Annotated in this window: 27 protein-coding genes; 11 read left to right on the top strand and 16 right to left on the bottom strand. The window is 54.1% G+C overall.

The genetic code is table 11. The features are described from left to right. Positions 1 to 13: 13 nt before the first annotated feature. Together CRO33_RS05845 and CRO33_RS05840 are read right to left on the bottom strand one after the other, a co-directional pair. Positions 14 to 1,096 carry a malate/lactate/ureidoglycolate dehydrogenase gene (locus CRO33_RS05845; protein WP_058960811.1) on the bottom strand — a complete coding sequence of 361 codons (1,083 nt, stop codon included), beginning with the start codon at positions 1,094 to 1,096 and terminating at the stop codon, positions 14 to 16. Positions 1,097 to 1,204: 108 nt separating this feature from the next. Then, entirely contained in the window at positions 1,205 to 1,450 is a 246-nt protein-coding gene (locus CRO33_RS05840; protein ID WP_008103719.1) for a hypothetical protein, read from the bottom strand. 257 nt (positions 1,451 to 1,707) lie between these two features. Here CRO33_RS05840 and CRO33_RS25020 point away from each other — a divergent pair, with 257 nt between their 5' ends. From CRO33_RS25020 to CRO33_RS05820, 4 genes are all read left to right on the top strand, one after another. Then, entirely contained in the window at positions 1,708 to 1,791 is an 84-nt protein-coding gene (locus tag CRO33_RS25020) for a membrane protein (RefSeq protein WP_017346848.1), read from the top strand. A 600-nt stretch (positions 1,792 to 2,391) separates the two neighbouring features. Continuing rightward, positions 2,392 to 2,964 (top strand): lipid IV(A) palmitoyltransferase PagP, encoded by a 573-nt coding sequence (gene pagP, locus CRO33_RS05830; protein ID WP_369682969.1) that lies wholly within the window; start codon positions 2,392 to 2,394, stop codon positions 2,962 to 2,964. A 150-nt stretch (positions 2,965 to 3,114) separates the two neighbouring features. Then, entirely contained in the window at positions 3,115 to 3,324 is a 210-nt protein-coding gene (gene cspE, locus CRO33_RS05825) for a transcription antiterminator/RNA stability regulator CspE (RefSeq protein WP_034829024.1), read from the top strand. Between the two features lie 357 nt (positions 3,325 to 3,681). Beyond that, positions 3,682 to 4,113 carry a GNAT family N-acetyltransferase gene (locus tag CRO33_RS05820; protein WP_034829026.1) on the top strand — a complete coding sequence of 144 codons (432 nt, stop codon included), beginning with the start codon at positions 3,682 to 3,684 and terminating at the stop codon, positions 4,111 to 4,113. On the opposite strand, the gene CRO33_RS05815 is transcribed toward CRO33_RS05820, so the two are convergent. Next, on the bottom strand, positions 4,091 to 5,446 hold the full coding sequence (locus CRO33_RS05815) for an aminotransferase-like domain-containing protein (RefSeq protein WP_097117442.1): 1,356 nt from the start codon (positions 5,444 to 5,446) through the stop codon (positions 4,091 to 4,093). The genes CRO33_RS05820 and CRO33_RS05815 overlap by 23 nt on opposite strands. A 135-nt stretch (positions 5,447 to 5,581) precedes the next feature. Between CRO33_RS05815 and CRO33_RS05810 the strand changes: the two genes are divergently transcribed. The 6 genes from CRO33_RS05810 (at position 5,582) to tatE (ending at position 10,271) form a co-directional block, all read left to right on the top strand. After that, complete coding sequence (locus CRO33_RS05810; protein WP_045816520.1) at positions 5,582 to 6,541, top strand: ABC transporter substrate-binding protein; 960 nt, start codon at positions 5,582 to 5,584, stop codon at positions 6,539 to 6,541. Positions 6,542 to 6,543: 2 nt separating this feature from the next. Next, a complete protein-coding gene (locus CRO33_RS05805) occupies positions 6,544 to 7,338 on the top strand; it encodes a deaminated glutathione amidase (protein WP_034829032.1) in 795 nt (264 codons plus the stop codon). A gap of 21 nt (positions 7,339 to 7,359) precedes the next feature. Further along, positions 7,360 to 8,247, top strand: a complete 888-nt coding sequence (locus CRO33_RS05800) for an ABC transporter substrate-binding protein (RefSeq protein WP_097117441.1) — start codon at positions 7,360 to 7,362, stop codon at positions 8,245 to 8,247. Continuing rightward, entirely contained in the window at positions 8,244 to 9,194 is a 951-nt protein-coding gene (locus CRO33_RS05795) for an amino acid ABC transporter permease (RefSeq protein ID WP_097117440.1), read from the top strand. The genes CRO33_RS05800 and CRO33_RS05795 overlap by 4 nt, the downstream gene beginning before the upstream one ends. Then, on the top strand, positions 9,191 to 9,961 hold the full coding sequence (locus CRO33_RS05790) for an amino acid ABC transporter ATP-binding protein (protein ID WP_038648340.1): 771 nt from the start codon (positions 9,191 to 9,193) through the stop codon (positions 9,959 to 9,961). The genes CRO33_RS05795 and CRO33_RS05790 overlap by 4 nt, the downstream gene beginning before the upstream one ends. A 106-nt stretch (positions 9,962 to 10,067) precedes the next feature. Continuing rightward, positions 10,068 to 10,271, top strand: coding sequence for a twin-arginine translocase subunit TatE (tatE, locus tag CRO33_RS05785; protein ID WP_034829040.1), 204 nt, complete (start codon positions 10,068 to 10,070; stop codon positions 10,269 to 10,271). 132 nt (positions 10,272 to 10,403) lie between these two features. Here tatE and lipA read toward each other — a convergent pair whose 3' ends face one another. The 13 genes from lipA to leuS all read right to left on the bottom strand — a co-directional run bounded on the left by lipA (position 10,404) and on the right by leuS (position 23,938). Next, positions 10,404 to 11,369: a lipoyl synthase gene (gene lipA, locus CRO33_RS05780; protein WP_034829042.1), complete on the bottom strand. Its 966-nt coding sequence runs from the start codon at positions 11,367 to 11,369 to the stop codon at positions 10,404 to 10,406. Between the two features lie 176 nt (positions 11,370 to 11,545). Beyond that, the gene (lipB, locus tag CRO33_RS05775) at positions 11,546 to 12,196 is read right to left on the bottom strand and encodes a lipoyl(octanoyl) transferase LipB (RefSeq protein WP_097117439.1); all 651 of its coding nucleotides are present in this window, start codon (positions 12,194 to 12,196) and stop codon (positions 11,546 to 11,548) included. Positions 12,197 to 12,265: 69 nt separating this feature from the next. Continuing rightward, entirely contained in the window at positions 12,266 to 12,529 is a 264-nt protein-coding gene (ybeD, locus tag CRO33_RS05770) for a DUF493 family protein YbeD (protein WP_034829045.1), read from the bottom strand. 159 nt (positions 12,530 to 12,688) lie between these two features. After that, positions 12,689 to 13,900, bottom strand: coding sequence for a D-alanyl-D-alanine carboxypeptidase DacA (dacA, locus tag CRO33_RS05765; protein ID WP_034829047.1), 1,212 nt, complete (start codon positions 13,898 to 13,900; stop codon positions 12,689 to 12,691). Positions 13,901 to 14,022: 122 nt separating this feature from the next. Further along, the gene (gene rlpA / locus CRO33_RS05760) at positions 14,023 to 15,123 is read right to left on the bottom strand and encodes an endolytic peptidoglycan transglycosylase RlpA (protein ID WP_097117438.1); all 1,101 of its coding nucleotides are present in this window, start codon (positions 15,121 to 15,123) and stop codon (positions 14,023 to 14,025) included. A 10-nt stretch (positions 15,124 to 15,133) separates the two neighbouring features. Beyond that, positions 15,134 to 16,246 (bottom strand): peptidoglycan glycosyltransferase MrdB, encoded by a 1,113-nt coding sequence (gene mrdB, locus CRO33_RS05755; RefSeq protein ID WP_097117589.1) that lies wholly within the window; start codon positions 16,244 to 16,246, stop codon positions 15,134 to 15,136. 8 nt (positions 16,247 to 16,254) lie between these two features. Further along, entirely contained in the window at positions 16,255 to 18,159 is a 1,905-nt protein-coding gene (gene mrdA / locus CRO33_RS05750) for a peptidoglycan DD-transpeptidase MrdA (RefSeq protein WP_034829051.1), read from the bottom strand. A gap of 34 nt (positions 18,160 to 18,193) precedes the next feature. Beyond that, on the bottom strand, positions 18,194 to 18,664 hold the full coding sequence (rlmH, locus tag CRO33_RS05745) for a 23S rRNA (pseudouridine(1915)-N(3))-methyltransferase RlmH (RefSeq protein WP_038648318.1): 471 nt from the start codon (positions 18,662 to 18,664) through the stop codon (positions 18,194 to 18,196). A gap of 3 nt (positions 18,665 to 18,667) precedes the next feature. Continuing rightward, positions 18,668 to 18,985, bottom strand: a complete 318-nt coding sequence (rsfS, locus tag CRO33_RS05740; protein ID WP_038648315.1) for a ribosome silencing factor — start codon at positions 18,983 to 18,985, stop codon at positions 18,668 to 18,670. A gap of 91 nt (positions 18,986 to 19,076) precedes the next feature. Further along, a complete protein-coding gene (gene nadD / locus CRO33_RS05735; RefSeq protein WP_097117437.1) occupies positions 19,077 to 19,721 on the bottom strand; it encodes a nicotinate-nucleotide adenylyltransferase in 645 nt (214 codons plus the stop codon). Beyond that, positions 19,714 to 20,745 (bottom strand): DNA polymerase III subunit delta, encoded by a 1,032-nt coding sequence (gene holA, locus CRO33_RS05730; protein ID WP_097117436.1) that lies wholly within the window; start codon positions 20,743 to 20,745, stop codon positions 19,714 to 19,716. The genes nadD and holA overlap by 8 nt, the downstream gene beginning before the upstream one ends. Then, complete coding sequence (gene lptE / locus CRO33_RS05725) at positions 20,742 to 21,341, bottom strand: LPS assembly lipoprotein LptE (protein ID WP_097117435.1); 600 nt, start codon at positions 21,339 to 21,341, stop codon at positions 20,742 to 20,744. The genes holA and lptE overlap by 4 nt, the downstream gene beginning before the upstream one ends. 14 nt (positions 21,342 to 21,355) lie before the next feature. Beyond that, positions 21,356 to 23,938, bottom strand: a complete 2,583-nt coding sequence (gene leuS / locus CRO33_RS05720; protein ID WP_097117434.1) for a leucine--tRNA ligase — start codon at positions 23,936 to 23,938, stop codon at positions 21,356 to 21,358. Positions 23,939 to 24,281: 343 nt separating this feature from the next. On the opposite strand from leuS, the gene CRO33_RS05715 reads away from it, so the two are divergent. Continuing rightward, positions 24,282 to 24,764, top strand: a complete 483-nt coding sequence (locus CRO33_RS05715; protein ID WP_097117433.1) for a zinc ribbon-containing protein — start codon at positions 24,282 to 24,284, stop codon at positions 24,762 to 24,764. Positions 24,765 to 24,804 lie beyond the last annotated feature (40 nt).

The following is a 24,804-nucleotide window of genomic DNA, read 5'->3' as shown; positions in this document are numbered from 1 at the left end:
TTATTACTGGGGTCTACTGCGCCAGCGCGCGGAAGGCCGCCAGCTCTTCATCGGACATGCCCGCTTGTAATGCGGCTGCACAAATCTGTTCCCAACTGTTGCTGTCGAGCGGAATCCCCTCGCGATCGCGTTCGATACGATTCTGTTCTTCCCATTCACCCGGCACCTGAATCGGTGCATCGCCGCTTTGTGGCGAGCGTTTTACCCATTCGAGGAACGATTCTGCTTCTTCCTGCATCGCCGGGGCATCAAACGCTTCGGGATTAACGATGATGGTGGTCATGCAGTTGAAAATGGCGTCATGGCTGCTGACCAGCGTGGCATCGTGCGTGGTGCGACCACCGGAAAGCGCACCGCCCAGAATTTCGCACATCGTGGCCAGCGCGTAACCTTTGTGCAGACCGAAGGGCATCAGCGAGCCATAAGGTGCCTGATGCATCACACCGGGTTCGGTGGTGGGCTGCCCCTGATGATCGATCAGATAACCGGGCGCGACCTGTTGCCCTTTGTTCCACGCCACGCGTGTTTTGCCGTAAGCAATCCCGCTGGTAGCGAAATCGAGCAGCAGCGGTTTGGCATTTTGGCGTGGGAAGATGGCACAGAAGGGGTTGGTGCCAAAACGACGGTCGCTACCGTTAAAGGGCGCAACCATCGGATCACCCATCACGTTGACGAAATGGAAAGAGACGAATCCCGCAGCTGCGCACTGTTCCGCCCAATGACCGATACGACCAATATGGTGGGAGTGGTGTAAGCCGACCGCAGCGATACCCAGCTTCGCTGCACGCTCAATACCCAACTGCATCGCCTGATGTGCCGCCACCTGACCAAAGCCGTTATGACCGTGCAGGGTGAGCACCGCACCGGCATCCTTTTCAATGGTGGTGTGCTGGTTCAGTTGCAGGAATCCCTGCTTCAGCGAACTCATATAGCTCGGGATCATTCCTACGCCGTGGGAATCGTGACCGGCCAGATTGGCGGCCACCAGATGGTCAGCCACTAAACGTGACTCTTCGGCGCTGCTGCCGGCATGTAACCAAATGGCCTGAACAAATTGATGTAACTGGGAAGGGGGAAGTCGGTAAAGGGCACTCACGCGGTCAATCTCCTTGTCATGTTCGATAATGCATCCTGCGCTTAAAGCTATCATTACCGCAAGTGAGTGTTATCAAAAGCAAAGGGCCACAATCTGTGGCCCAAAAACTCAATGCGGCTGTTCAAAGCCCGCTTTCACCATCTGATCGCGCAACGCGCGGGTAATTTCACGGTTCCCACCCGTGACCGGATAAATGACATTGTTGACGACATCGTCAAGGTAATGCTCTTCAAACTCTTGCATGGTGAGTTGGGTGCCACCTTCATCGTTAATAGCAATGCTGCCACTGATGTGGTTGCCGTAATCCTTTGCCTTCAGGCTGTAACGCCCCATGCTGGTATTAATCGTGCTCATAAGATCTCCTTGTTACGTAGGCAGTAATAACAATTGAGGCCTGCTAGAGGCGCTGTAAGTTTAGACAGCACGAGCTGGCGGTGCGCAGCGGGAGAGAGATAAAATCGCGACATGCGACCCGTCTCGCAGAAATAAAACTGAACGGAAGGCAACGCTCATCACCATGCGTGACAGTGCTCGCACTGCACAGCGAACGCAGAAGGATCATCTATACTGGTTAACAGGCGCGTTATTTTTCATCACTGAAGGAGCGAACAATGAAAATAATTCTGTGGATTATTGCCATCATTTTTATCGTGGGATTACTGACGATTACGGGTGTATTCAAACTGATTTTTTAGCATGAACAGGCACCTGAGGTGCCTGAATTCTTTATTCTGCCCGGGACGCGGCGAATTCGCTTAATGTCAGCATTGCCGGAATCATGTCCCGCCAGTCAATCGGTTTATCACAACCCGCGCAACACGCACCATGGTGTGGGTTATTTCTATCCTCTTCCACTTTCGGCACTGTGAAATAAAATTTAGCGCAGCCGCAGCGTCGACAGCGAATCGTCATTTCAATGTTCCTCCCTCTCCATCCTGGAAAGATGAGATTTATCTTATTCACCCTTAGAGTTCAATTCATAAATTTAATTAATTTATTTCAGATATAAATGATTGTCGTTAAGTTGCTGAAAATTAAGTTGTCTCTCTGGGTGATTATCACGCTGAGAGTGCATTTAATGTGCATTTTTCCTTAAGACCGGGATATTTCTTTCCTATAGAAAAACCACAACCTAATCTAAATCATCGGAAAATAATGGTGTAACACAGACTATCCCTGGAGTTTTTAGCCGCTTTTTTAGATATCGTTTTAAGTTGTTGCGCTAATAATCGCCCACTCACCGAATGCGCCTTTTACTGGGGCGAATTTAAGAGATGACTTAATAGGATTTTTTTGTGAATCGGCACATTTTATCCGCACTTTTGGGCGGAATTTTGACGTTACCCATGACGTTTTCGGCATCAGCAGTCACAACATCGCAAGCCGTTGAGGCGGGATGGAACACATTTAGCACCAATGTTGAGCAAACCTGGTCGCAGCCACAGCATCATGACTTTTACCTGCCCGCTATCACCTGGCATAACCGCTGGACCTATGATGACGAGCATATCGAAAAGTACAACGAGCGGCCGTGGGGTGCAGGTGGCGGTGTCTCTCGTTGGGATGAGAAAGGCAACTGGCATGGGCTCTATGCCATGGTGTTCAAAGACTCGTTCAACAAATGGGAGCCTATAGCTGGCTATGGCTGGGAAGCGACCTGGCGGCCATTGAACGACCAGAATTTCCACATCGGTGCAGGCTACACCGCGGGCGTCACCGCGAGAGATAACTGGCGCTATATCCCGGTTCCACTGGTTTTGCCATTAGCATCAATAGGATATGGGCCAGCCACTTTCCAAATGACTTATATTCCAGGGACTTATAATAACGGCAACGTCTATTTTGCCTGGCTGAGATTCCAGTTTTAGCGTGTGAAAAGCGTCAAAAAGTGTGAAGGGGATGCAAAAAATCAATATTTATCACTTTTTCATCAATTCTCACTGGACAAATGTCACCGCAATTGCTGTACTAGATGCCGACACAGTTTAGTGTCCATTTTTCATGTAAAGGTAATATAGATGTCCAAGATCAAAGGTAACGTTAAGTGGTTTAATGAGTCGAAAGGCTTCGGTTTCATTACTCCAGAAGATGGCAGCAAAGATGTATTCGTACACTTCTCTGCAATCATGAGCAATGGTTTCAAAACTCTGGCTGAAGGTCAGCGTGTAGAGTTCGAAATCACTGACGGCGCTAAAGGCCCATCTGCTGCTAACGTTATCGCTCTGTAAGTTAACAGTTAGAATTTTGAAAACCCGCCTAATGGCGGGTTTTTTTTGTCCTTTTTACATGTGCCACCAGGTCAGGGAATAGCCCAACACGGCCGCCATGGCGACGAAAAGCGCCATTACTTCATTGTAGCTACGTGGAATCAGGTTTTTCATGTGCGCGCCCCAGAGGTGTATTTCACTCAGCATCGCAAAGCCAGGTTAAGCCAACCTTAAGCCGTGATGACAGTCTGATGACAGGGCACATTCTGCGGCGTATTTCACAGAACGTGGCAGTAACATTCTCATAACAATCCTTACTTGCAGCTTTTTACGCAACAACGCTATATAACTGCATGCAAGGACTCATGAGGAGGCAGGATGAATATACGTCAGGCACTGGCAAAAGACAGTTTTGCCCTGAGTGCGCTGTTAACCGAACTGGGTTACAGCGGCACTGAAAAGTTTATTGATACGCGTCTGGCGCAGTTATGCAGCCATCCCGACGAAATTTTATTGGTGGCAGAACACGGTAATCAGGTTCTGGGGTTTCTCTCTTTGCACTTTATCCCCCAACTGGCGCTGCCCGGTGATTTCGCCCGCATCAGCTATTTTTGCATTGCGGAAGGCGAGCGCAGTAAAGGCAGTGGCCAACAGCTGCTCAGTCATGCCGAGCAGCTAGCGCGTGAACGGGGCTGCGATCGCATGGAAGTGCATTGTCACGCTTCCCGCCTTAAAGCCAACCAGTTCTACTCGCGTGAAGGCTATGTAGAATCTCCGCGTTATCACATCAAAGATCTGGGCTCGCTTTAAGTTCACGCCCGGTGGCGATGACCAGCGCGTCAGCAATGCTTTCAAGCTGATCGAACGGGAGCAGTGAAGCACTGACGCGAATAAAGGGCTCGCCGTTAAGGCAACAGCGTTCTCCCGGCAGTACAGCAATGCCGCGTGCTGCCAGGGTGATCATGGCGTACTGCTCTGATTCCACCGGGATCTGTACGCTCAACCCATCTCGCTCTTCCAGCACCACTCCGCGTTTTGCCAGTGCCGCCAGTAACTGCTGGCGACGCTGCGCGTAAACGGTCTTCGCCTGTTGAACGCTCTGCTGTGTGGCCTCATCGGTGAGCATCCATGCCACCGCATCCTGCAAGATACGGCTGGTCCAGCTGACGCCGAAGTTACGCCACGACTGTAAGCGTTTCACCATGTCTGCCGTCGCGGATAACGCCGCCAGGCGCAGATCGGGACCATAGGCTTTGGAAAAAGAATGAACGTGAATGACCCGTTCCGGGAAGTGAAAACCGAGGCTCCAGGCCGGCCAGCGCGACAGATCGCCAATGCCATCATCCTCGACAATCATCGTGGTACAGTTCGCCAGCACCCTTGCTAACTCGGCGCTGCGACGCTGAGTCACGCTGTAGCCGGTGGCCGAATGCGTGCGCGGCTGATAGATAAACATCGCCGGTGATTTTTGCAGATGTGCGGCCAGCGCCGTGGGTATAGGCCCCTGATCATCACAGGGCAGCGGCAAAATTTCTGCGCCGATATTTTCCAGCATATCCAGCAAACGGGTGGCCGTGGGATTTTCAATCACCACCCGATCGCCCGGCGACAACAGCGTCTGCACAATCAGGTTCATGGCATCAAAACCGCCATCAGTGGCTAACCAGGCTTCCGCCGGATAGGGCCAGCGTGGACTGATGGCCGCTTGCAATTGCGGGGAGATCGCTTCGCGCTGATAGCTGTTTAACTCAGGTGAGGCAATCCCCGCGAGGATCGCCCGTTTAAGATCGGGTAGCAACGCCGGATCGGGTGACGCCATCGCCAGCGCCGCCCGGATGTTCTCGCCGTAGTTACCAATCTTCTCAAAGCGGATAGGGCGTGGCAGTACGCTGTTGCCACACACCCACACGCCACTGCGTCCTTTACCCGCCAGCACTTTCTGCTTCTTCAGTTGCGCCCAGGCAGCAGAAACGGTTGCCGGACTGACGCCCAGCCGCTCCGCCAGTTCGCGCACCGCAGGCATTTGCATGCCAACAGCAATTTGGCCGTCCCGAATTAAGGATGAGGCGGTAAGCGTTATTCCCTTTACCGAAGCATCGTCTATTTGATGGCTAAGCCACTCGACATCTACCGTTTGCGTCATAAGAAAATCATTTGTTCAGTAACAAAGAATTGATTGTTCAGATTAGTATTCGCGTTTTAGACTCAAATTCAAGCACTATTTGCTGAATAAATAAACAGCGCCAGATCTCTGGCCGAAAACGGGGTAAGCACAATTATGGTAACCATCAGACTGGCGGTGCGTGACTGGGATTATTTCACCCCGCTGGCACTCGGCGACATCAAACCGGAAGGCTTCACGTTAGAGATTGACCGCGTGGGCACGCTGGTTGATAACCTCGCGACCAGCGACAAATACGACGCGGGTGAAGTGTCATTCAGCCGCTATGCTCAGGCATGCGCCAGAGGCGATAACGCACTGCTCGGCCTGCCGCACTTCCTGATGCGCGGCTTCCGCCAGCGCTGCATCATCACCACCGCTGACAGCCCGATTACCACGCCCGCTCAACTGAAAGGCAAGAAAATCGGGGTGACCGGCTGGCAGGATTCTGGCAACACCTGGACGCGCACCGTGCTGCGTGAAGCTGGCGTGGAGATCGATGATGCGTACTGGTTTGCCGGCCGTTTGACCGAAGAACATCCGATTGTGGATCGCCTCGCGGGATTCGGTCGTCCGGGCCGCATTGAGCCGGCACCGGGTGAGCGCCCGCTGATCGAACTGCTGAAGGCCGGTGAGCTGGATGCGGTGTTCACGCCCTTTATGCCAGAAGGTTTCTTCCTGAAAAATTCTGGCCTGCGTCAATTGCAAAACGACTTTGTGACCGCCGAGCGCGACTACTTTAATCGCGTCGGCTACGTGCCGGGTATCCATCTGCTGGCGATGAAACCGGCACTGGCGGAAATGCATCCCTGGCTGCCGCAGGCGTTAAGCGAAATCATCGATCGTTCGTACCAGATGTGGATGCAGAAACGCGAGAAATACGCCGACACCACACCGTGGCTGCTGGATGATTTGCGACGTACCGCGCAGGAATTACCGGCGGACTGGAATCAAAACGGATTCTCCGCTAACAAAAAGATGATCGCCGATTTTGCTAACGAGCTGTTCCAGCAAGGCTTAACCAAAACATTACTGACGCCGGAAGCGATTTTCCCGGCAGCAGTGCAAGGGGAGTGAAGATGAAAGTTGCAATGGGGCAGTTTGCTGTCAGCCGGGAATGGCAGGAAAACACCGATATCTGCATCGGTTTAATGAACAATGCACTGGCCGGAGGCGCGGATTTACTGGTCCTGCCAGAAGGCGTGCTGGCGCGTGATATTGCCGACCCTGATCTGGTACTGAAAGCCGCACAACCGCTGGATGGTCCTTTCATCACGCAGCTGCTGGCAGTCAGCAAAGGCAACGATTTGACCACCATGATGAGCGTGCACGTGCCAACTGAAGGCAACAAAGCGCTCAACGTGCTGATTGCCATTCGCAACGGTGAACTCATCGCCGCCTACGAAAAGCTGCATCTTTATGATGCGTTTGCGATGCAGGAGTCACAGCGCGTGAATCCAGGCAACGAAATCCCACCGCTGGTGGAAGTGGCCGGGATGAAAGTGGGCCTGATGACCTGCTACGACGTGCGTTTCCCGGAGCTGGCGCGCCGTCTGGTGCTGGACGGTGCTGATGTGCTGGTATTGCCTGCCGCGTGGGTCAAAGGCCCGCTGAAAGAGATGCATTGGGAATTGCTGTGTACGGCACGCGCACTGGAAAACACCTGTTACATGGTGGCCGTGGGCGAATGTGGCCCGCGTAACATCGGCAACAGTCTGGTCATCGATCCTCTTGGCGTGGCGATAGCCAAAGCGCCAGAGTCGGCGGCACTGGTGTTCGCCGACCTCGATCCACAACGTATTGCCTACGCACGTAGCGTACTGCCGGTGCTGGAAAACCGCCGTTTTGCTCGTCCTGAACTGAAACCACTTTGATAGATTTTGGGGAACTGGCTCATGAATAAACTTACAACAGCAATAACGTTGGCGCTGGGGCTGACAGTCAGCGCAGTGCAGGCAGCGGAAACTATCCCAACGCAGAAAGTTGATCAGGCGCTGCATGACCGCTTGCCAGCAGAGATTAAAAGCGCTGGAAAAATGATTTCGGTAAACAACGGATCGTTTCCTCCTTATGAGATCGTGAACGGTCCACATTCGATGGACGGCGCCTCAGCCGACCTGACGAATGCTTTGGCTCAATTGCTGGGTGTGAAAATTGAACATGCCACAGTCAGCGGTTTGTCGGGTGTTTTAGCTGGCATTAATTCGGGCCGTTATCAGATGGCGATTGGGCCGATTGGCGACTATCCCGATCGTCAGCAGAAAGTCGACTTCATCGATTTTGTGCAGGAGTTCGTGGTGTTCGGCGTGCAGAAGGGCAATCCAGCGAAAATTAACGGTCTGGAAGACACCTGCGGCAAGCGTATTGCTGTGATGGCAGCCGGTTCAGCTGAGCAGGTGATTCGTAAGCAGTCGGACGCTTGCGTTGCCGCGGGCAAACCTGCGGTGGTGGTGCAATCTTTCACCGATCAGCCTTCATCGATTCTGGCAGTACGATCTAAGCGTTCTGATGCATTCTTCTCTTCACAGGCACCGCTGACCTACTTTATCGAGCAAGCCAATGGCCAGCTGGAGCTTTCCGGTAAAGGGCAGAAAAACGGCTTTGGCGATATTTTCCAGGGCACGGTAGTACCAAAAGGTTCCGAACTGGGCAACGTAGTACTCGACGCCTATAAAGAGCTGTTCGCCAACGGCACCTACGCGGCGATCATGAAGAAGTGGAAACTCGACGGCAATATCTTGCAGCAGCCGGGTCGTAATCTGGCGCAGGGGACAGCAAAATGAATCCGGTCACCCACAATACGCGAGCCAGGGATAAGGCCAACGTGCAGCAGCGCGATGTCGCTTTCGCCCGCAGTGCGCCCACCTATGGACGCTGGATCTCATGGATTGTGGTACTGGTGGTCGCGGCCAACTTTCTCTGGCTGGTGGCGACCAATCCCAATTTTGAATGGAAAGTGGTGTTGCAGTGGTTCACCGAAGGTTCGGTGATGAAAGGGCTGCAGGTGACGCTCGGGCTGACGGTGGTCTCGATGATCCTCGGTACGCTGCTGGGCCTGCTGCTGGCGGTATGGCGTCTTTCGGAAAATAAAATGCTGAGCGGCATCTCGTCGCTTTACATCTGGTTTTTCCGGGGTACGCCACTGCTGGTACAGCTGATCTTTTGGTACAACCTGTCGACGCTGTTTCCGAATATTTCGATTACCGTACCCTGGACGGATATTACCTTCGCCAGCTGGAATACCAACGATCTGATTACGCCGCTGACCGCTGCGTTTGCCGGACTGGCACTGAATGAAGCGGCGTATATGGCGGAGATCATTCGCGCCGGGCTATTGTCTGTGGATCAGGGACAGGTGGAAACCACTCAGGCGTTTGGCATGAGCCGCAGCCGTGCATTACGCCGCATTATCATTCCGCAGGCGATGCGATCCATTATTCCTCCGACCGGCAATCAGCTGATCAGTATGATTAAAGCGACCTCGCTGGTGAGCGTAATAGCCATGGGCGATCTGCTTTACTCGGTGCAGGCCGTGTATAACCGCACCTTTGAAATTATCCCGATGCTGATGGTCGCCGTGATTTGGTATCTGCTGATCACGTCGATCCTGAATATTGGGCAGTCAGCAATTGAACGCTACTACGCACGCGGCACCAAACGTACCGTGGTGAATAAACGCCGGACAGACACGGCTGTCGCAGCCACACATCAGCTGAAGGAGGATGTATGAGTGAGATTCAGCCGCTGGTCTCTGCGCGCAATGTCCAGAAGAGTTATGGCGATAACGAGGTATTGAAAGGGATCGATCTGGATGTGTTTCCAGGTGAAGTGGTGGTGATTCTCGGGCCATCGGGATCGGGCAAATCGACCTTCCTGCGCTGTATAAACCATCTGGAAGATATGAACGCCGGCTCCATCATGGTGGGTGAAGAGCAGATTGGCTACGAATTGAAGCGTGGGATTCTGCATCGCCTGTCGGCACGGCGGATTGCTCACCAGCGTCAGAAGATCGGCATGGTGTTTCAGCAATTCAACCTCTATCCACACATGACCGTGCTGCAGAACATTATTGAAGCGCCCATTGGTGTGCATAAGTTTCCCCGCCAGGAAGCGTTGCAGCATGCGCGCGAACTGCTGACAACGGTGGGATTGAGTGACAAAGCCGATGCGTGGCCACGCCATCTTTCCGGCGGCCAGCAGCAGCGTGTGGCGATTGCTCGTGCGTTAGCCATCAAACCGGCGTTGATGCTGTTTGATGAGCCGACTTCCGCGCTGGACCCCGAACTCGTGGGAGAGGTGCTGGCGACGATGCGCACGCTGGCCGATCGTGGTCTGACCATGATCGTGGTGACACATGAGATTGGCTTTGCACGTGAGGCGGCGGATCGGGTGGTATTTATGGATGGCGGCGTGGTGGTGGAGCAGGGAACACCGGAGCAGGTGATCGGTAATCCACAGCACCCGCGTACGCAGGCCTTTTTGAGCCGCTTTATTTAATGTTGCGCGGATGTTGATCGTAATCTGTTACAGATTCCAGTTGTGACAGCTGATAAACTGCGCGTTAATAGCTATGTCTGTTTTCGCTAAGGTTGAAAGGTAAAGTATGGAAGGTTTCAGCATTGCCAAACTGCTGATCATCGGTGCACTTATTGTACTGCTGTTTGGTACCAACAAGTTACGTTCACTGGGTGGTGATCTGGGTTCCGCCATTAAAGGCTTTAAGAAAGCCATGAAAGACGATGAATCCACCGCAACCAAAAGCACCGCTGAAGAAGCGCCGGCTGAACGCGTGAGCCACAAAGAGTAATCCGACTTCAAACGTCAATAAGTGTAAATGTTTATGACGTTGATAAAAAAACCAGACTGCTTCCAGTCTGGTTTTTGTTTTTTGGCACGGGTGAAAAAAGCCTGGCTGCGGGCGTCAGACCCGCAAAACCGATTACTTCACTTCCAGCCCTTTGGCTTGCATATCCGCATGATAAGAAGAACGGACGAATGGGCCACAGGCCGCGTGGGTGAAGCCCATCGCCATGGCTTCCTCTTTCATCTCATCAAACTCTGCCGGGCTCACATAGCGCTGTACCGGCAGGTGATGGCGGCTTGGCTGTAAATACTGGCCGAGTGTGAGCATGGTGACACCATGACGACGCAGGTCACGCATCACTTCTACGATTTCCGCATTGGTTTCACCCAATCCGACCATCAGGCCAGACTTGGTTGGCACATCAGGATGCGCTTCTTTGAAACGCTCCAGCAGCTTCAGCGACCAGTCGTAGTTGGCGCCAGGGCGTACCTGACGGTAAACGCGTGGCACGTTTTCCATGTTGTGGTTGAACACATCTGGCGGCGTGGCGGTGAGGATTTCCAGCGCACGATCCATACGGCCACGGAAGTCAGGCACCAGCGTTTCAATTTTGATGTTAGGACTTTTTTCGCGAATGGCCGTGATGCAATCGGCAAAGTGCTGAGCCCCGCCGTCGCGAAGATCGTCGCGGTCAACCGAGGTGATCACCACATAACGCAGCGCCATATCGGCAATGGTTTGAGCCAGTTTCAGCGGTTCGTTGGCGTCAGGCATATTTGGACGGCCGTGGGCGACGTCGCAGAATGGGCAACGACGCGTACAAATCGCGCCGAGGATCATAAAGGTGGCGGTGCCGTGGTTAAAACATTCAGCGAGGTTAGGGCAGGAGGCCTCTTCACATACTGAGTGCAGACCATTTTTGCGCATGGCGGCTTTGATACCCTGAATGCGGCTGGAATCCGCAGGCAGTTTTATCTTCATCCACTCCGGCTTACGCAGAATTTCTTCACGCTCGACCATCACGGTTTTCACCGGAATCAGCGCCATTTTGTCGGCATCGCGATACTTGACGCCACGTTCCATCTGAATTGGTTTACTCATAAATCTGCAGGTTCCGGTCGGGATTGCGATTTGAAAGCTTCCTCACTCAAACTGAGAACCAGGCTTTCAACTTTATTTGAAAATATGGCAAAAATTATATCATTTCGTCTGCGCATAAGCAGCCGATATGCGAGTGCTAAAGTTACAATTTTGTAAATGAGCACAGACAGTCAAGGTCAGACCCTGGCCTCATTTTGCCATTCAAGCTGGGTGAAACCCATTAAGCGGGCGAAATGTTGTACCAAACGGGGTTGTACGTCGGCGGTTGTGACGCCCGGCTGCTTTTCACTTAACTGCGTCATGCGCATGCCGGCATAACCGCAGGGATTGATGCGCAGGAAAGGTGCCAGATCCATCGCCACATTTAATGCCAGGCCGTGGAAGGAGCACCCTTTGCGAATGCGAAGGCCTAATGAGCACACTTTGTCATCGCCGATATAAACGCCGGGTGCGTCGGCACGTGCGCGCGCAGCGATACCATAATCCGCCAGGGTGGCGATCACGGTTTCCTCCAGCGCAGTGACCAGCTCTCTGACACCGATTTTGTGACGTTTAATATCAATCAAAACGTACATCACCTGTTGCCCCGGTCCGTGATAGGTCACCTGACCGCCACGATCGCTCTGTACCACCGGAATATCGCCTGGCATCAGCAGATGCTCGGCTTTGCCTGCCTGGCCCTGAGTGAATACGGGGTGATGCTCCACCAGCCAGATTTCATCGGCGGTGCTGCTGTCACGTTGATCGGTAAACTGATGCATCGCATCGGAGACAAGTTGCCAGTCGCGCTGGCCCAGTTGACGAACAAGAAGCGTGTTAGCTGACAAAGCGGAGATCCGGTAAAGAGTGAAGGGCTGAGTATAACGCTGGCAAAGCCGCCTTTGCCAGCGCGGGTATTACAGGACCATGCGCACGATATCGATGTTACCCAGTTCTTCGTACAGGGTTTCTACCTGTTCGATATGCGTTGCGGTGATGGTGATAGAAACCGAATGGTAGTTACCTTTGCTGCTCGGTTTCACTGCCGGGGTATAGTCGCCGGGGGCGTGGCGCTGCACCACTTCAACCACTTGATCAACCAGCTCCGGTTGCGCCAGACCCATTACTTTATAGGTGAAGGGGGTAGGGAATTCGAGCAGTTCATTCAGTTTGGTTTTCATGTTGGCTCCGGTGCTTAAAATTGAGAAGAGAAGCCCGAAGGCCGCCCCTACAACAGGTGATGCATAAAAATCGATAAGGGAGGCTTTCCAGCCTCCCCTATACGTTTGAAACGGGGGTTTCTAATTATATGGTATCAGACAGACGATTTTTCAAGCGTCTTAGCCAAACCAGTGATGGAACATCAGTTTGATGTAATCAATGATACGGCTGAAGAAGCCGCCTTCCTGCACTTCGTTCAGCACCACCAGCGGACGCTGTTCAATGGTTTTGCCATCCAGCTGGAAGTTGATGCTACCCACCACCTGGTTTTTCTGCAGCGGTGCATGCAGTTCGGTATTGGTCAGTACATAGCTGGCTTTCAGGTCTTTCATACGGCCGCGTGGAATGGTCAGGTAGGCATCTTTTTCAACGCCTAACTGGACACGATCGCTGTTACCAAACCAAACCGGCTCAGAGGCGAACTCTTTGCCTGCTTTCAGAGGTGCGACGGTCTCAAAGAAACGGAAGCCCCAGGTCAGCAGCTTTTTACTTTCGGTTTCGCGACCTTTATAAGTGTGACCGCCCATGACGGCAGAGATCAGACGCATCTGGCCTTCAGTGGCAGAAGCCACCAGGTTGTAACCTGCCGCATCAGTGTGACCGGTTTTGATGCCGTCAACGTTCAGGCTGGTATCCCACAGTAAACCATTGCGGTTCATCTGTTTGATATTGTTGAAGGTGAACTCTTTTTCACGGTAGACCGAGTATTCGTCCGGCACATCACGAATCAATGCCTGGCCGATCAGCGCCATATCACGCGCCGAGCTGTACTGGCCTTCAGCATCGAGGCCGTGCACGGTCTGGAAGTGGGTGTTTTTCAGACCTAACGCGCCAACATAATTGTTCATCAGGCTAACAAACGCATCCTGGCTGCCGGCAACGTAATCGGCCATCGCCACACAGGCATCATTCCCTGACTGCAACACGATACCGCGCGTCAGTTGAGAAACCGGTACGCGATCGCCTGGCTTCAGGAACATCAGTGACGAGCCTTTGAACACCGGGTTACCGGTGGCCCATGCGTCTTTACCGACGGTGACGATATCATCGTTATGGATTTTGCCTGCTTTGACCGCCTGACCAATCACATAGCTGGTCATCATTTTGGTCAGACTGGCGGGATCGCGGCGCGCATCGGCGTTCTTTTCGGCCAGGACTTTACCTGAGTTGGCATCGATCAGCACATAAGCTTCAGCATCGATTTCCGGGACGCCCGGGATCATCGTCTTAAGGTTAACATCGTCCGCAAAGGCGGCATGGCTGAGAGAAAGGGCGACCAGTGATCCCACTGTCAGGCGTTTCAGAAAACGAGAGGGTTTCAGCGTATTCATGTTAAGGACTACAACATCCGTGGGCTAAGAGTGAAAAAAGTGCCTTACTATAGCAAACGCCCGATCGAGCGACATCTTGCTTTGCAAATCAGTTTCAGCAGTAAAGGTAACTGCCCGTAACATTACGGACGGGCGGTTGTAATAAATGAGCTCATTTGTGCTTCAGTGGTCAGGCGCTGTTGTAACGCAGCGGCTTCCGCCCGGCTGCTGTAGCCGCCGAGTTGAATACGATAAACGTTGCCATTGGCTTCCACATTGCCGGGGACGCCAAAACGTTTACCCAGGCTGGTCGCCAGTTGACGGGCGCGCGCCGCATCATTGACCGCACCGACCTGAACGACATAACCACCGGCGGTATGCGTACTCTGAGGTGCAGCGCTGGCTGGAGCAGAAACCGATGCCGCGACAGGCGCAGCGGATGTTGCCTGCACAGGCGTGGCGGCCGGTTCACTGCCTTCCAGTACACCGTTTGCTAAAGGCTGAGGCGCGCCGAGGAAACCGCTGCTCTGCACCGGGGCACCGAGTCCACCGTTACTCTGCAGGGTGCTGTTATCGACTGCGCGAACATCCTGTGGCGCAGGTGCAGGCGTGGTATTGGCGCTGCCACCCATCATCACCATGCCGCCGTTAAGATCCGGGCGCGCGGGCAGGGCGTAGCTCTGCTTCGCCACTGTGGTGCCAATGGTGCCGGGGCCGGAAACAGAACCATCCGGTGCGACTTTGATGTAATCCACGCGAACACGGGAATTATTCGAGATATTCAAACGGTCGCCTGCCGCGCGAGACAGGTCAATGATGCGGCCGGGGGTATACGGGCCACGGTCATTAACACGCACCACGATCTGGCGACCATTGGCGAGGTTAGTGACGCGCACATAGCTTGGCAGTGGCAGAGTAGGGTGTGCCGCAGTTAAGGCGTCTGGATCGTAAGCTTCGCCGATCGCTGTGCGATTACCTTGTGCTTCTGCACCGTACCAGGTGGCCAACCCAACTTCGCTGAAGTTCGAAGGATCCTTGATTACGCGATAATTTTTACCATTAACGCTGTAATCCTGGCTGGTAGAAGGATTGATCGGTTCATAGCGCGGTTCAACGCCTGGGATTTCCACCACCGGGCCATTATAGGCCGGCTGCGGTGGCGCAGTATTATTCTGCTGTTCCGGTGCGGAACAGGCAGCCAGTACCAATGATGCCAGTGCAACCCCAAGCCAATCCTTACGCATGTGCAGCCTCTTAAACGCTTTTAGATAACATTTTTCGATGAGTATGGATCGACATCACGATGCCAAATCCGGCCATTAATACAATCAACGCCGACCCGCCGTAGCTCACCAGCGGCAGCGGAACACCGACCACGGGTAAGATACCACTTACCATACCAATGTTAACGAAAACATAGACGAATAAAATCAACATCAAACCACCTGCCATCACGCGACCAAAGGTGGTTTGCGCGCGCGCCGCAATAATCAGGCCGCGCAAAATCAGCAGCAGATACAGTACCAGTAACACTAATACGCCGACCAGGCCGAGTTCCTCTGCCAGTACCGCAAAGATAAAGTCGGTGTGACGTTCAGGCAAAAACTCCAGCTGTGACTGGGTGCCATGCAGCCAGCCTTTGCCACGTAAACCACCGGATCCAATCGCAATCTTGGACTGAATAATGTGATAACCGGCACCGAGCGGGTCACTCTCTGGATCGAGCAGCATCATCACACGGTCGCGCTGATAGTCATGCATCAGGAAGAACCACAGTACCGGAATAAAGGCCGCCACCAGCAGCACCGCCAGGGCAATCAGCTTCCAGCTCATGCCCGACAGGAACAGCACAAACAGGCCGGACGCGGCGATCAGAATCGAGGTGCCGAGGTCAGGCTGTGCCGCCACTAACAGCGTCGGCATGAAGATCAACACCAGCGCAATGCCGGTATTTTTCAGCGTCGGTGGGCAGACATCGCGGTTAATAAAGCGCGCCACCATCAGCGGCACCGCTATTTTGGCGATTTCCGAGGGCTGGAAACGCACAAAGCCAAGATCGAGCCAGCGCTGAGCCCCTTTACTGATATGGCCAAAGGCATCCACCGCCACCAGTAATATCACGCAGACAATATAGAGATAGGGCGCCCAACTTTCATACACGCGCGGCGGCACTTGCGCCATGACCAGCATGATAATGATACCCATGGCAATCTGACCGAGCTTACGCTCCATCATGCCAGGATCCTGACCGCTGGCGCTCCAGATGACGATGGCGCTGTAAGCCAGTAGCGCAAGGATGATCAGCATAAACAGGGGATCGATATGGATACGCGTCCAGATCGATCTTTTCTGCGGGCTATCGTTCATGGACATCTTTATTCACCTTCGTAGCCAGGCGGCGTCGGTGCGGCTTCAGGCAGCACGGTATTGTTGTCGCCTAACATTATGTGGTCGAGAATCTGACGCATCACCGTACCCACTGCCGGGCCGGCACCGCCGTTCTCCAGAATCATGGTCACGGCAACGCGCGGTTTGTCGTAAGGCGCGAATGCCGTCATTAACTTATGGTCACGCAAGCGTTCAGCAATTTTGTGCGCGTTATAGGTCTCGTTCTCTTTCAGACCGAATACCTGCGCAGTACCGGATTTCGCAGCGATTTTGTAAGGTGCATCAGCAAAACTTTTGTGCGCCGTCCCGTTCGCGCGGTTGGCCACGCCGTACATGCCATCTTTGGCGATTTCCCAATATCCCGAGTGGATGTCGCCAATCGGCGCATCCGGCGGCTGGCGATACGGCACCATGGCCTGACCTTCACGGGTAGCGCGCAGTAAATGCGGCACTTTGATAATGCCGTCATTGATCAGAATCATCATGGCTTTGTTCATCTGCACCGGGGTTGCGGTCCAGTAACCCTGGCCAATGCCCACTGGAATGGTGTCACCCTGATACCACGGCTTCTTAAAGCGCTTCAGCTTCCACTCACGCGTTGGCATGTTGCCGGGACTTTCCTGCGGCAAATCAATACCGGTGCGATGGCCATAGCCAAATTTGGTCATCCACTCTGACAGGCGATCAATGCCCATGTCGTAGGCGACCTGATAGAAGAAGGTATCGGCAGACTCTTCCAGCGATTTGGTGACATTCAGACGGCCGTGTCCCCATTTTTTCCAGTCGCGGTAGCGCTTTTCCGAACCGGGCAACTGCCACCAGCCGGGGTCAAACAGACTGGTATTGCGGTTAATCACCCCTGCACTCAGCGCAGAGACGGCAACATAGGGTTTCACCGTTGAGGCGGGCGGGTAGGATGCCTGTAACGCGCGGTTATACAGCGGACGGTTCTCATCGCTTAGCAGGGCTTTGTAATCCTTGCTGGAGATGCCATCGACAAACAGATTAGGGTCGTAGCTCGGTGTGGACACCAGCGCCAGAATTTCACCGGTGCGTGGATCGCTGACCACCACGGCGGCACGGCTGCCGGTCAACAGGGTTTCGATGTACTGCTGCAGTTTCAGGTCAACGGTCAGATAGATATCGCGACCGGCCTGAGGGGATTGCTCGTGCAACTGGCGGATCACCCGGCCGCGGTTGTTCACTTCAACCTCTTCGTAGCCGGTTTTGCCATGCAGCACATCTTCGTAATAGTTCTCGATGCCCAACTTGCCGATATCATGCGTCGCGGCATAGTTAGGCCATTTACCTTCATCATCGAGGCGCTTAACGTCGCGGTCGTTAATTTTAGAGACGTAGCCCACTACATGCGTCAGCGTCTGACCGTAGGGATAATAGCGGCGCTGATAACCTTTCACTTCCACACCGGGGAAGCGGTACTGATTGACGGCAAAGCGCGCCACCTGCACTTCGTTGAGTGCGGTTTTTACCGGAATGGAGGTGAAACGACGTGAGCGCTTACGCTCTTTTTCAAAGGCGTCGAGATCGTCGTCCGTCAGATCCAGCACCGGGCGCAGATCCTGCAGCGTCTGCTTCAGGTCATCGACTTTTTCAGGTACCAATTCGGCCTGATAAATGGTTCGGTTCAGCGCCAGCGGGACGCCATTACGATCAAAGATGATGCCGCGGCTGGGCGCTACAGGCACCAGCTTGATGCGGTTCTCATTGGAACGGGTGCTGTAATCGTCGAAACGCAGGATTTGCAGGTGATAGAGGTTGACCACCAGCACGCTGGAGAGCAGGAAAATGCCAACAAAAGCCACCAAAGCCCGGCGGACAAAGAGTTTCTGTTCGGCAGTGTAATCGCGAAAGGCGTTGCTCTGTAATTTCATCCGCTGCGTTTATTGTCTGGAGGTTGTCAGGCGTTTATTCACGGTGATAAGGATGATTCGTGGTGATGCTCCAGGCACGATACAGGCTTTCAGCGACCAGCACACGCACCAGCGGATGTGGCAACGTCAACGTGGACAGCGACCAGCTCTGCTCGGCAGCGGCTTTACAGGCCGGCGCCAGTCCTTCCGGGCCGCCAATCAACAAGCTGACATCGCGGCCATCTTGTTTCCAGCGCTCAAGCTGTTGCGCCAGCTGTGGGGTTTCCCACGGCTGCCCTGGAATATCCAGCGTGACGATGCGGTTGCCTTTGCCGACGGCCGCTAACATCGCTTCACCCTCTTTTTCCAGGATGCGCTTGATGTCCGCGTTCTTGCCGCGTTTACCCGCAGGCACTTCGGTCAGTTCAAACGGCATATCCTTGGGGAAGCGGCGCAGATACTCCATGAAACCGGTCTGAACCCAGTCAGGCATTTTGGTGCCGACGGCCACAAGCTGCAGTTTCAAGGCTTAGCTCCAGAGCTTTTCCAGCTCATACAGCTGGCGGCTCTCTTCCTGCATCACGTGTACGATCACTTCGCCAAGATCAACGACGACCCAATCAGCGGCAGCTTTACCATCGACGCCCAGCGGTTTTAAACCCGCGGCACGGGATTCCTGAACCACGTGATCGGCGATTGAAACCACATGACGCGTCGACGTGCCGGTGCAGATGATCATGCAATCGGTGATGCTCGATTTGCCCTGCACATCAACAGCAATGATGTCCTGGCCTTTAATATCGTCAATCTTATCAATAACGAAATCTTGGAGTGCTTTACCTTGCAAAAGGTTCCCCTTAAAAACAGGTGATTACGAGAAGGCTGAATGCCCGGAAAACATAGCCTAAAATGAAGCGGCGCAGTATAGCACGCAACGATCAACCGCGATATAAGCCAGCGCGATCGATGTAGTCGATAACCGCATCGGGCAGCAGATCGGTGCAGGATTGCCCAAGGTGACGACGCTGGCGTATTTCCGTGGCGGAGATGTCAAACAGCGGCGTATCAGCCAGCCAGATATGGCCTGCCGGTGCTTGATGCAACTGTTCTGCGTGCTGTGCACGATGCGCATCCAGCCACTGCTGCATCTCAGGCGTTTCCATCTGCGTTGCATAGCCCGGTCGCTGGCAGACCAACAGATGGCACAAAGAGAGGAGATCCTGCCAGCGATGCCATTTGGCTAACGTTAGCAGAGAATCTTGTCCGATGATAAACCCGAGGGGCTGTTCTGCACCGCGTTCCGCACGGAGTGCTTCAAGGGTTGCCACCGTCCATGACGGCGTATCCCGCTCCAACTCTCGCGTATCAATATCAAACAGGGGGCGGGTCGCAATGGCACAGCGCAGCATTTCCACGCGTTGCCGGGCACTGGCTTCGGGCTGTGGGCGATGCGGTGGCACGTTATTCGGCAGCAGCGTGACCTTTTTCAACCCCACCTGTTGCGCCAGCGCTTCCACCGGGCGCAGATGGCCAAAGTGGATAGGGTCGAAGGTGCCGCCGAACAGCGCGTAGAGTTTAGACATCAGTGAAGCTCAGGGGAAAATCGCGGTGACACAGCAGCAGCGACAAGGTCTCCAGCTGCGGCCAAAGATTTTGACCATAATCCTGCTTCATGGTCAGCTCCAGTTCGGCGAGCAGATGAACGGCGCGTTGCAGACGACGTGCATCAAGGCGTTGCAGCGCATCGGTAAACAGTGCGCGACGGTTTTGCCAGATGCGCTGTTGATCCATTAGCGCGCGTAGGCCCTGTTTACCCTGATTGCGCTGCAAATGCAGCAGCGTCAGTAAATCACGTTGCAGAGAACGCAGTAAAATCACCCCTTCAGCATCCTCTTTTTCCAGCTGATGCAGGATATGCAGGGCGCGCTTACTTTTGCCCGCCAGCAGGGCATCCACCCAGTGGAAAGGGGTAAAATGCGCAGCGTCATTTACCGCGTCTTCCACGCGGGGCAGAGTGAGTTTGCCATCCGGCCACAGCAGTGACAGACGTTCCAGCGCCTGCGCCAGCGCCAGCAGATTACCTTCGTAGCAGTAGCACAGCAGTTGAATCGCCGCGTCATCAACACTCAACTTCATGGCTTTGGCACGGCTCGCGACCCAGCGCGGCAACTGCGCTTGTTCGGGCGTATGGCAGGGAACCAGCACGGCATGAGCGCTGAGCGCTTTAAACCAGGCGCTGTTTTCCTGCGCTTTGGTCAGTTTTGCCATGCGCAGCACCAGCAGGATATCGCTGTGCAGCAGGCTGGCGAGTTTAACCAGTTGCTCGGCCATCGCTGCATTGGCACCGTTTTCTGGCAGTTGCAGCGTTAAGGTCTGGCGTTGAGTGAACAGGCTGAGTGCCTGACAGCTGGAAAAGATCGCATCCCAGTCGGTTTGCGCATCAAGAGTGACACTGAAGTGTTCTTCAAAGCCTTGAGAAGATGAGGCCGCGCGAATGGCATCGGCACTTTCCTGAATCAGCAACGGTTCATTGCCGGTCAGAAAATAACAGGCGCGCAGCCCCTCACGAAGCTGCGCGCTCAGTTGTTCAGGATAAATCCTGATCATTGCAGACTGGTTGCTGACGAAGAGGGCACTTCTGGTGAATTCTCACCTGGTGCGATGATCTCCGGCTGTGGCAACGTGTCTTTGTTGCTTTCCTGCGCGGCATGAACCGTTAACAGTTTACGCACCAGCTGCTCGGCGGCACGCTGGCGCATCTCCTGCACGATCATGTCTTGCTCGGCATCCTTCGCCAGTGCGGCATTCGGGTTGTCGAAGAAAGAACGGTACACGGTGGTGCTGATCGGGTAGATGCCTTTGCCCGGGATCAGAACCTGCGCGGTCACTGTCATCACCAGTGAATACTCAGCAGTGGTACCGCTGATAAACACTGACGCGGTATCACGTCCCTGCACTTCTGCGCCTAAGCGCAGAGTCGGGTATTTGGCACTGGCCTGTTTGCTGTCATTAACAATGGTGACATCATTGATACGCAGCTGTTGGCGCACGGTGCGCGCCATTGGGCCATACGGATCGCCACTCTGGACGATCAGCGTTTTCATCTCGTTAGGCACCATGGTGGTGTCACGCGGGTGAAAACCACAGCCTGCGGTGATCATCACCGCGAGCAGGACAAACAGCCTGATAATCAGTTGTCGCACAGTTCCTCCTGAACTTAACCTACGACCAGGTTAAGCAGTTTGCCAGGGACATAAATCACTTTACGAAGTGTGACGCCTTCCAGATATTTCGCCACAATGTGCTCCTGCGCAGCACGCGCCTGAACCTGCTCCTGCGTAGCATCCGGCGCAACGGTAATCTTGCCGCGCACTTTGCCATTCACCTGTACAACGACCAGCAGTGAATCTTCCACCATCGCGGATTCATCCGCAACCGGCCAGCTGGCTTCATCGACACAACCTTCTCCGCCCAGCGCCTGCCACAGAACATAGCTGGCGTGCGGCGTGAACGGATAGAGCAGACGAACGACCGCCACCAGCGCTTCCTGCATCAGTGCGCGATCTTGATCGCTCTCCTGCGGGGCACGAGTCAGCTTGTTCATCAACTCCATGATGGCAGCGATAGCGGTGTTGAATGTCTGGCGACGACCCACGTCATCGGCCACCTTGGCGATGGTTTTGTGCAGATCGCGACGCAGCGCTTTCTGATCGTCGTTCAGTGCATTGAGGTCCAGCGCCACGGTGGCACCTTTCGCTACGTGTTCGTAGGCCAGTTTCCACACGCGCTTCAGGAAGCGGTTCGCACCTTCTACACCCGATTCCTGCCATTCCAGCGTCATTTCTGCTGGTGAAGCAAACATCATGAACAGACGCACGGTATCGGCACCGTAACGTTCAACCATCAGCTGTGGATCGATGCCGTTGTTTTTCGACTTGGACATCTTGCTCATGCCGGCATAAACCACTTCGCGGCCTGCGTTGTCGACAGCCTTAACAATACGACCTTTTTCATCGCGCTCAACGCTAACATCAACCGGAGAAACCCAGTTACGCTCGCCGTTCGTGCCGGTGTAATAGAACGCATCGGCCAGAACCATACCCTGACACAGCAGACGTTTGGCTGGCTCATCAGAGTTCACCAGGCCCGCGTCACGCAGCAGCTTGTGGTAGAAGCGGAAATACATCAGGTGCATGATGGCGTGTTCGATACCACCGACATACTGATCTACCGGCAGCCAGTAGTTCGCAGCGGCAGGATCCAACATGCCTTCGTTGTAATTGGCACAGGTGTAACGTGCGTAATACCAGGACGATTCCATAAAGGTGTCAAAGGTATCGGTTTCGCGCAGCGCTGGCTGGCCGTTAACCGTGGTTTTCGCCCACTCAGGATCGGCTTTGATCGGGCTGGTGATACCGTCCATCACCACATCTTCTGGCAGAATCACTGGCAGCTGATCTTCTGGCGTTGGCATCACGGTGCCGTCTTCCAGTGTCACCATTGGAATTGGCGCGCCCCAATAACGCTGACGGGACACACCCCAGTCGCGCAGACGATAGTTGACTTTACGCACGCCGACGCCTTTCGCCGCCAATGCATCAGCAATGGCGTTGAAGCCCGCCTGATGATCCAGACCGTTGAACTCACCCGAGTTGAACAGCGCGCCTTTATCGGTCATCGCCGCTTCGCTCAGATCAGGCGTTGAACCATCCAGATTCAGGATTACTGGTTTGATGTTCAGGTTGTACTTAGTCGCGAACTCCCAGTCACGCTGGTCATGGCCTGGAACAGCCATCACTGCGCCGGTGCCGTATTCCATCAGGACAAAGTTAGCGACCCAGACTGGGATCTCTTCGCCCGTCAGCGGATGGATAGCAAACAGGCCGGTGGCCATGCCTTTCTTCTCCATCGTCGCCATATCTGCTTCAGCCACTTTGGTGGTGCTGCACTCTGCGATGAAGTCAGACAGCGCAGGGTTGCTGGCCGCAGCCTGGCGCGCCAGTGGGTGGCCAGCTGCCACAGCAACGTAGGTGGCACCGAGGAAGGTGTCCGGACGTGTGGTGTAAACCGTTAATTTCTCTTCGCTGTACGCCACATCGAAGGTGATTTCCACGCCCTCAGAACGGCCAATCCAGTTACGCTGCATGGTCTTGACCGTTTCAGGCCAGTCTTCCAGCTTATCCAGATCGTTGAGCAGTTCTTCCGCGTAAGCGGTGATTTTCACGAACCACTGAGGAATCTCTTTGCGCTCAACTTTGGTGTCACAACGCCAGCAGCAGCCGTCGATAACTTGTTCGTTAGCCAGTACGGTTTGGTCATGCGGGCACCAGTTCACCGCTGAGGTCTTTTTATAGACCATGCCTTTTTCATATAGCTTGGTGAAGAACCACTGTTCCCAGCGATAGTACTCTGGCTGGCAGGTCGCCAATTCGCGGCTCCAGTCATAGCCAAAGCCCAGCAGTTTGAGCTGGTTCTTCATATATTCGATGTTGTCATAAGTCCATGGTGCGGGCGCGGTGTTGTTTTTTACCGCAGCGCCTTCGGCTGGCAGTCCAAACGCATCCCAGCCAATCGGCTGCAGGACATTTTTACCCAGCATGCGCTGATAGCGCGCAATCACATCGCCGATGGTGTAGTTACGCACGTGGCCCATGTGTAGGCGGCCAGAAGGATAGGGCAGCATAGAAAGGCAGTAGTATTTCTCTTTGCCTTCCTGCTCGGTCACTTTAAAGGTTTCGTTTTCGTCCCAGTGCTGTTGGACGCGGGATTCTATCTCTTCCGGGCGGTATTGCTCTTGCATGGCTGCCTGTGGTCCTTTATGAAAATCGTTAACCCTGAATAGTTCACGTCACAGGCAGGCGGCAAAGGTGTGAATACGCTCGCGCTTAACGAAGTAAGCGACGGCGTGAACACGTGCAGCCAACGCACCTGCGACTTGAAGTATGACGGGTTCGCATACATTTAGATCCGCATAGCATACCCATAAGGCTCTTCCTCAACAACATTTCACGCCCCGGCTGAGCGGATTTCTACTCAATGCGCCGCCGCTTTCACCCTTTTGCGATTTACTCCGCTTTCGTCACGGCAAATATGACAGAACAGCTAAACTTACTATCAGCTATTCCCGCGGAAAGGAGAACAAAATGAATAACGTGGCGCAGGAGTATCGTGCAACGATAGCGGCATTAACCCAGCGGCTGGAACAGGGCGAGCGTGATGTTGATGCCCTGGTCGCTGAGGCTCGGCAGGAGTTATTAGCGAAAAAGACGCTGACCTCTTCTGAAGTGAATGAGGTGATGCGGGCGGTCAGGCGTGATTTACATGAGTTCGCGCTCAGTTATCAGGAATCTTCAGATGTGCTCGGTGACTCCGTATTCTTGCGCGTCATTCGCGAGAGCGTATGGAAAGAACTGGTGGATATCACGGACAAAAGCCAATTAGAGTGGCGCGAGGTGTTTCAGGATCTACGACATCACGGTGTTTATCAAAGCGGTGAAGTGGTGGGGTTGGGTAACCTGGTGTGTGAGAAGTGCGGTTTTACCCGGGCGATCTATACACCGGAGAGCTTAACGCGCTGCCCGGAGTGTGGGCACGATCATTTCCAGCGTCAGCCTTTTGAGCCTTGATTTGCGGAAAATCGCGCCGCTGCATGATTAATGGGGAAAC

It is taken from the genome of Pantoea sp. GL120224-02 (assembly GCF_900215395.1).
GTDB classification, from domain to species: Bacteria; Pseudomonadota; Gammaproteobacteria; order Enterobacterales; family Enterobacteriaceae; genus Pantoea; species Pantoea communis.
This window is presented reverse-complemented; position numbering and strand designations above follow the sequence as displayed.

Excerpts from the sequence above, each read along its gene's own strand:
- CRO33_RS05810 (WP_045816520.1), top strand. The coding sequence starts at position 5,582 with ATGGTAACCATCAGACTGGCGGTGCGTGACTGGGATTATTTCACCCCG.
- CRO33_RS05800 (WP_097117441.1), top strand. The coding sequence starts at position 7,360 with ATGAATAAACTTACAACAGCAATAACGTTGGCGCTGGGGCTGACAGTC.
- cspE (WP_034829024.1), top strand. The coding sequence starts at position 3,115 with ATGTCCAAGATCAAAGGTAACGTTAAGTGGTTTAATGAGTCGAAAGGC.
- nadD (WP_097117437.1), bottom strand. The coding sequence starts at position 19,721 with ATGTCTAAACTCTACGCGCTGTTCGGCGGCACCTTCGACCCTATCCAC.
- CRO33_RS05795 (WP_097117440.1), top strand. The coding sequence starts at position 8,244 with ATGAATCCGGTCACCCACAATACGCGAGCCAGGGATAAGGCCAACGTG.
- leuS (WP_097117434.1), bottom strand. The coding sequence starts at position 23,938 with ATGCAAGAGCAATACCGCCCGGAAGAGATAGAATCCCGCGTCCAACAG.
- CRO33_RS05715 (WP_097117433.1), top strand. The coding sequence starts at position 24,282 with ATGAATAACGTGGCGCAGGAGTATCGTGCAACGATAGCGGCATTAACC.
- lipA (WP_034829042.1), bottom strand. The coding sequence starts at position 11,369 with ATGAGTAAACCAATTCAGATGGAACGTGGCGTCAAGTATCGCGATGCC.
- rlpA (WP_097117438.1), bottom strand. The coding sequence starts at position 15,123 with ATGCGTAAGGATTGGCTTGGGGTTGCACTGGCATCATTGGTACTGGCT.
- dacA (WP_034829047.1), bottom strand. The coding sequence starts at position 13,900 with ATGAATACGCTGAAACCCTCTCGTTTTCTGAAACGCCTGACAGTGGGA.
- CRO33_RS05790 (WP_038648340.1), top strand. The coding sequence starts at position 9,191 with ATGAGTGAGATTCAGCCGCTGGTCTCTGCGCGCAATGTCCAGAAGAGT.
- ybeD (WP_034829045.1), bottom strand. The coding sequence starts at position 12,529 with ATGAAAACCAAACTGAATGAACTGCTCGAATTCCCTACCCCCTTCACC.
- holA (WP_097117436.1), bottom strand. The coding sequence starts at position 20,745 with ATGATCAGGATTTATCCTGAACAACTGAGCGCGCAGCTTCGTGAGGGG.
- mrdA (WP_034829051.1), bottom strand. The coding sequence starts at position 18,159 with ATGAAATTACAGAGCAACGCCTTTCGCGATTACACTGCCGAACAGAAA.
- CRO33_RS05820 (WP_034829026.1), top strand. The coding sequence starts at position 3,682 with ATGAATATACGTCAGGCACTGGCAAAAGACAGTTTTGCCCTGAGTGCG.
- mrdB (WP_097117589.1), bottom strand. The coding sequence starts at position 16,246 with ATGAACGATAGCCCGCAGAAAAGATCGATCTGGACGCGTATCCATATC.
- CRO33_RS25020 (WP_017346848.1), top strand. The coding sequence starts at position 1,708 with ATGAAAATAATTCTGTGGATTATTGCCATCATTTTTATCGTGGGATTA.
- CRO33_RS05815 (WP_097117442.1), bottom strand. The coding sequence starts at position 5,446 with ATGACGCAAACGGTAGATGTCGAGTGGCTTAGCCATCAAATAGACGAT.
- CRO33_RS05805 (WP_034829032.1), top strand. The coding sequence starts at position 6,544 with ATGAAAGTTGCAATGGGGCAGTTTGCTGTCAGCCGGGAATGGCAGGAA.
- tatE (WP_034829040.1), top strand. The coding sequence starts at position 10,068 with ATGGAAGGTTTCAGCATTGCCAAACTGCTGATCATCGGTGCACTTATT.
- CRO33_RS05840 (WP_008103719.1), bottom strand. The coding sequence starts at position 1,450 with ATGAGCACGATTAATACCAGCATGGGGCGTTACAGCCTGAAGGCAAAG.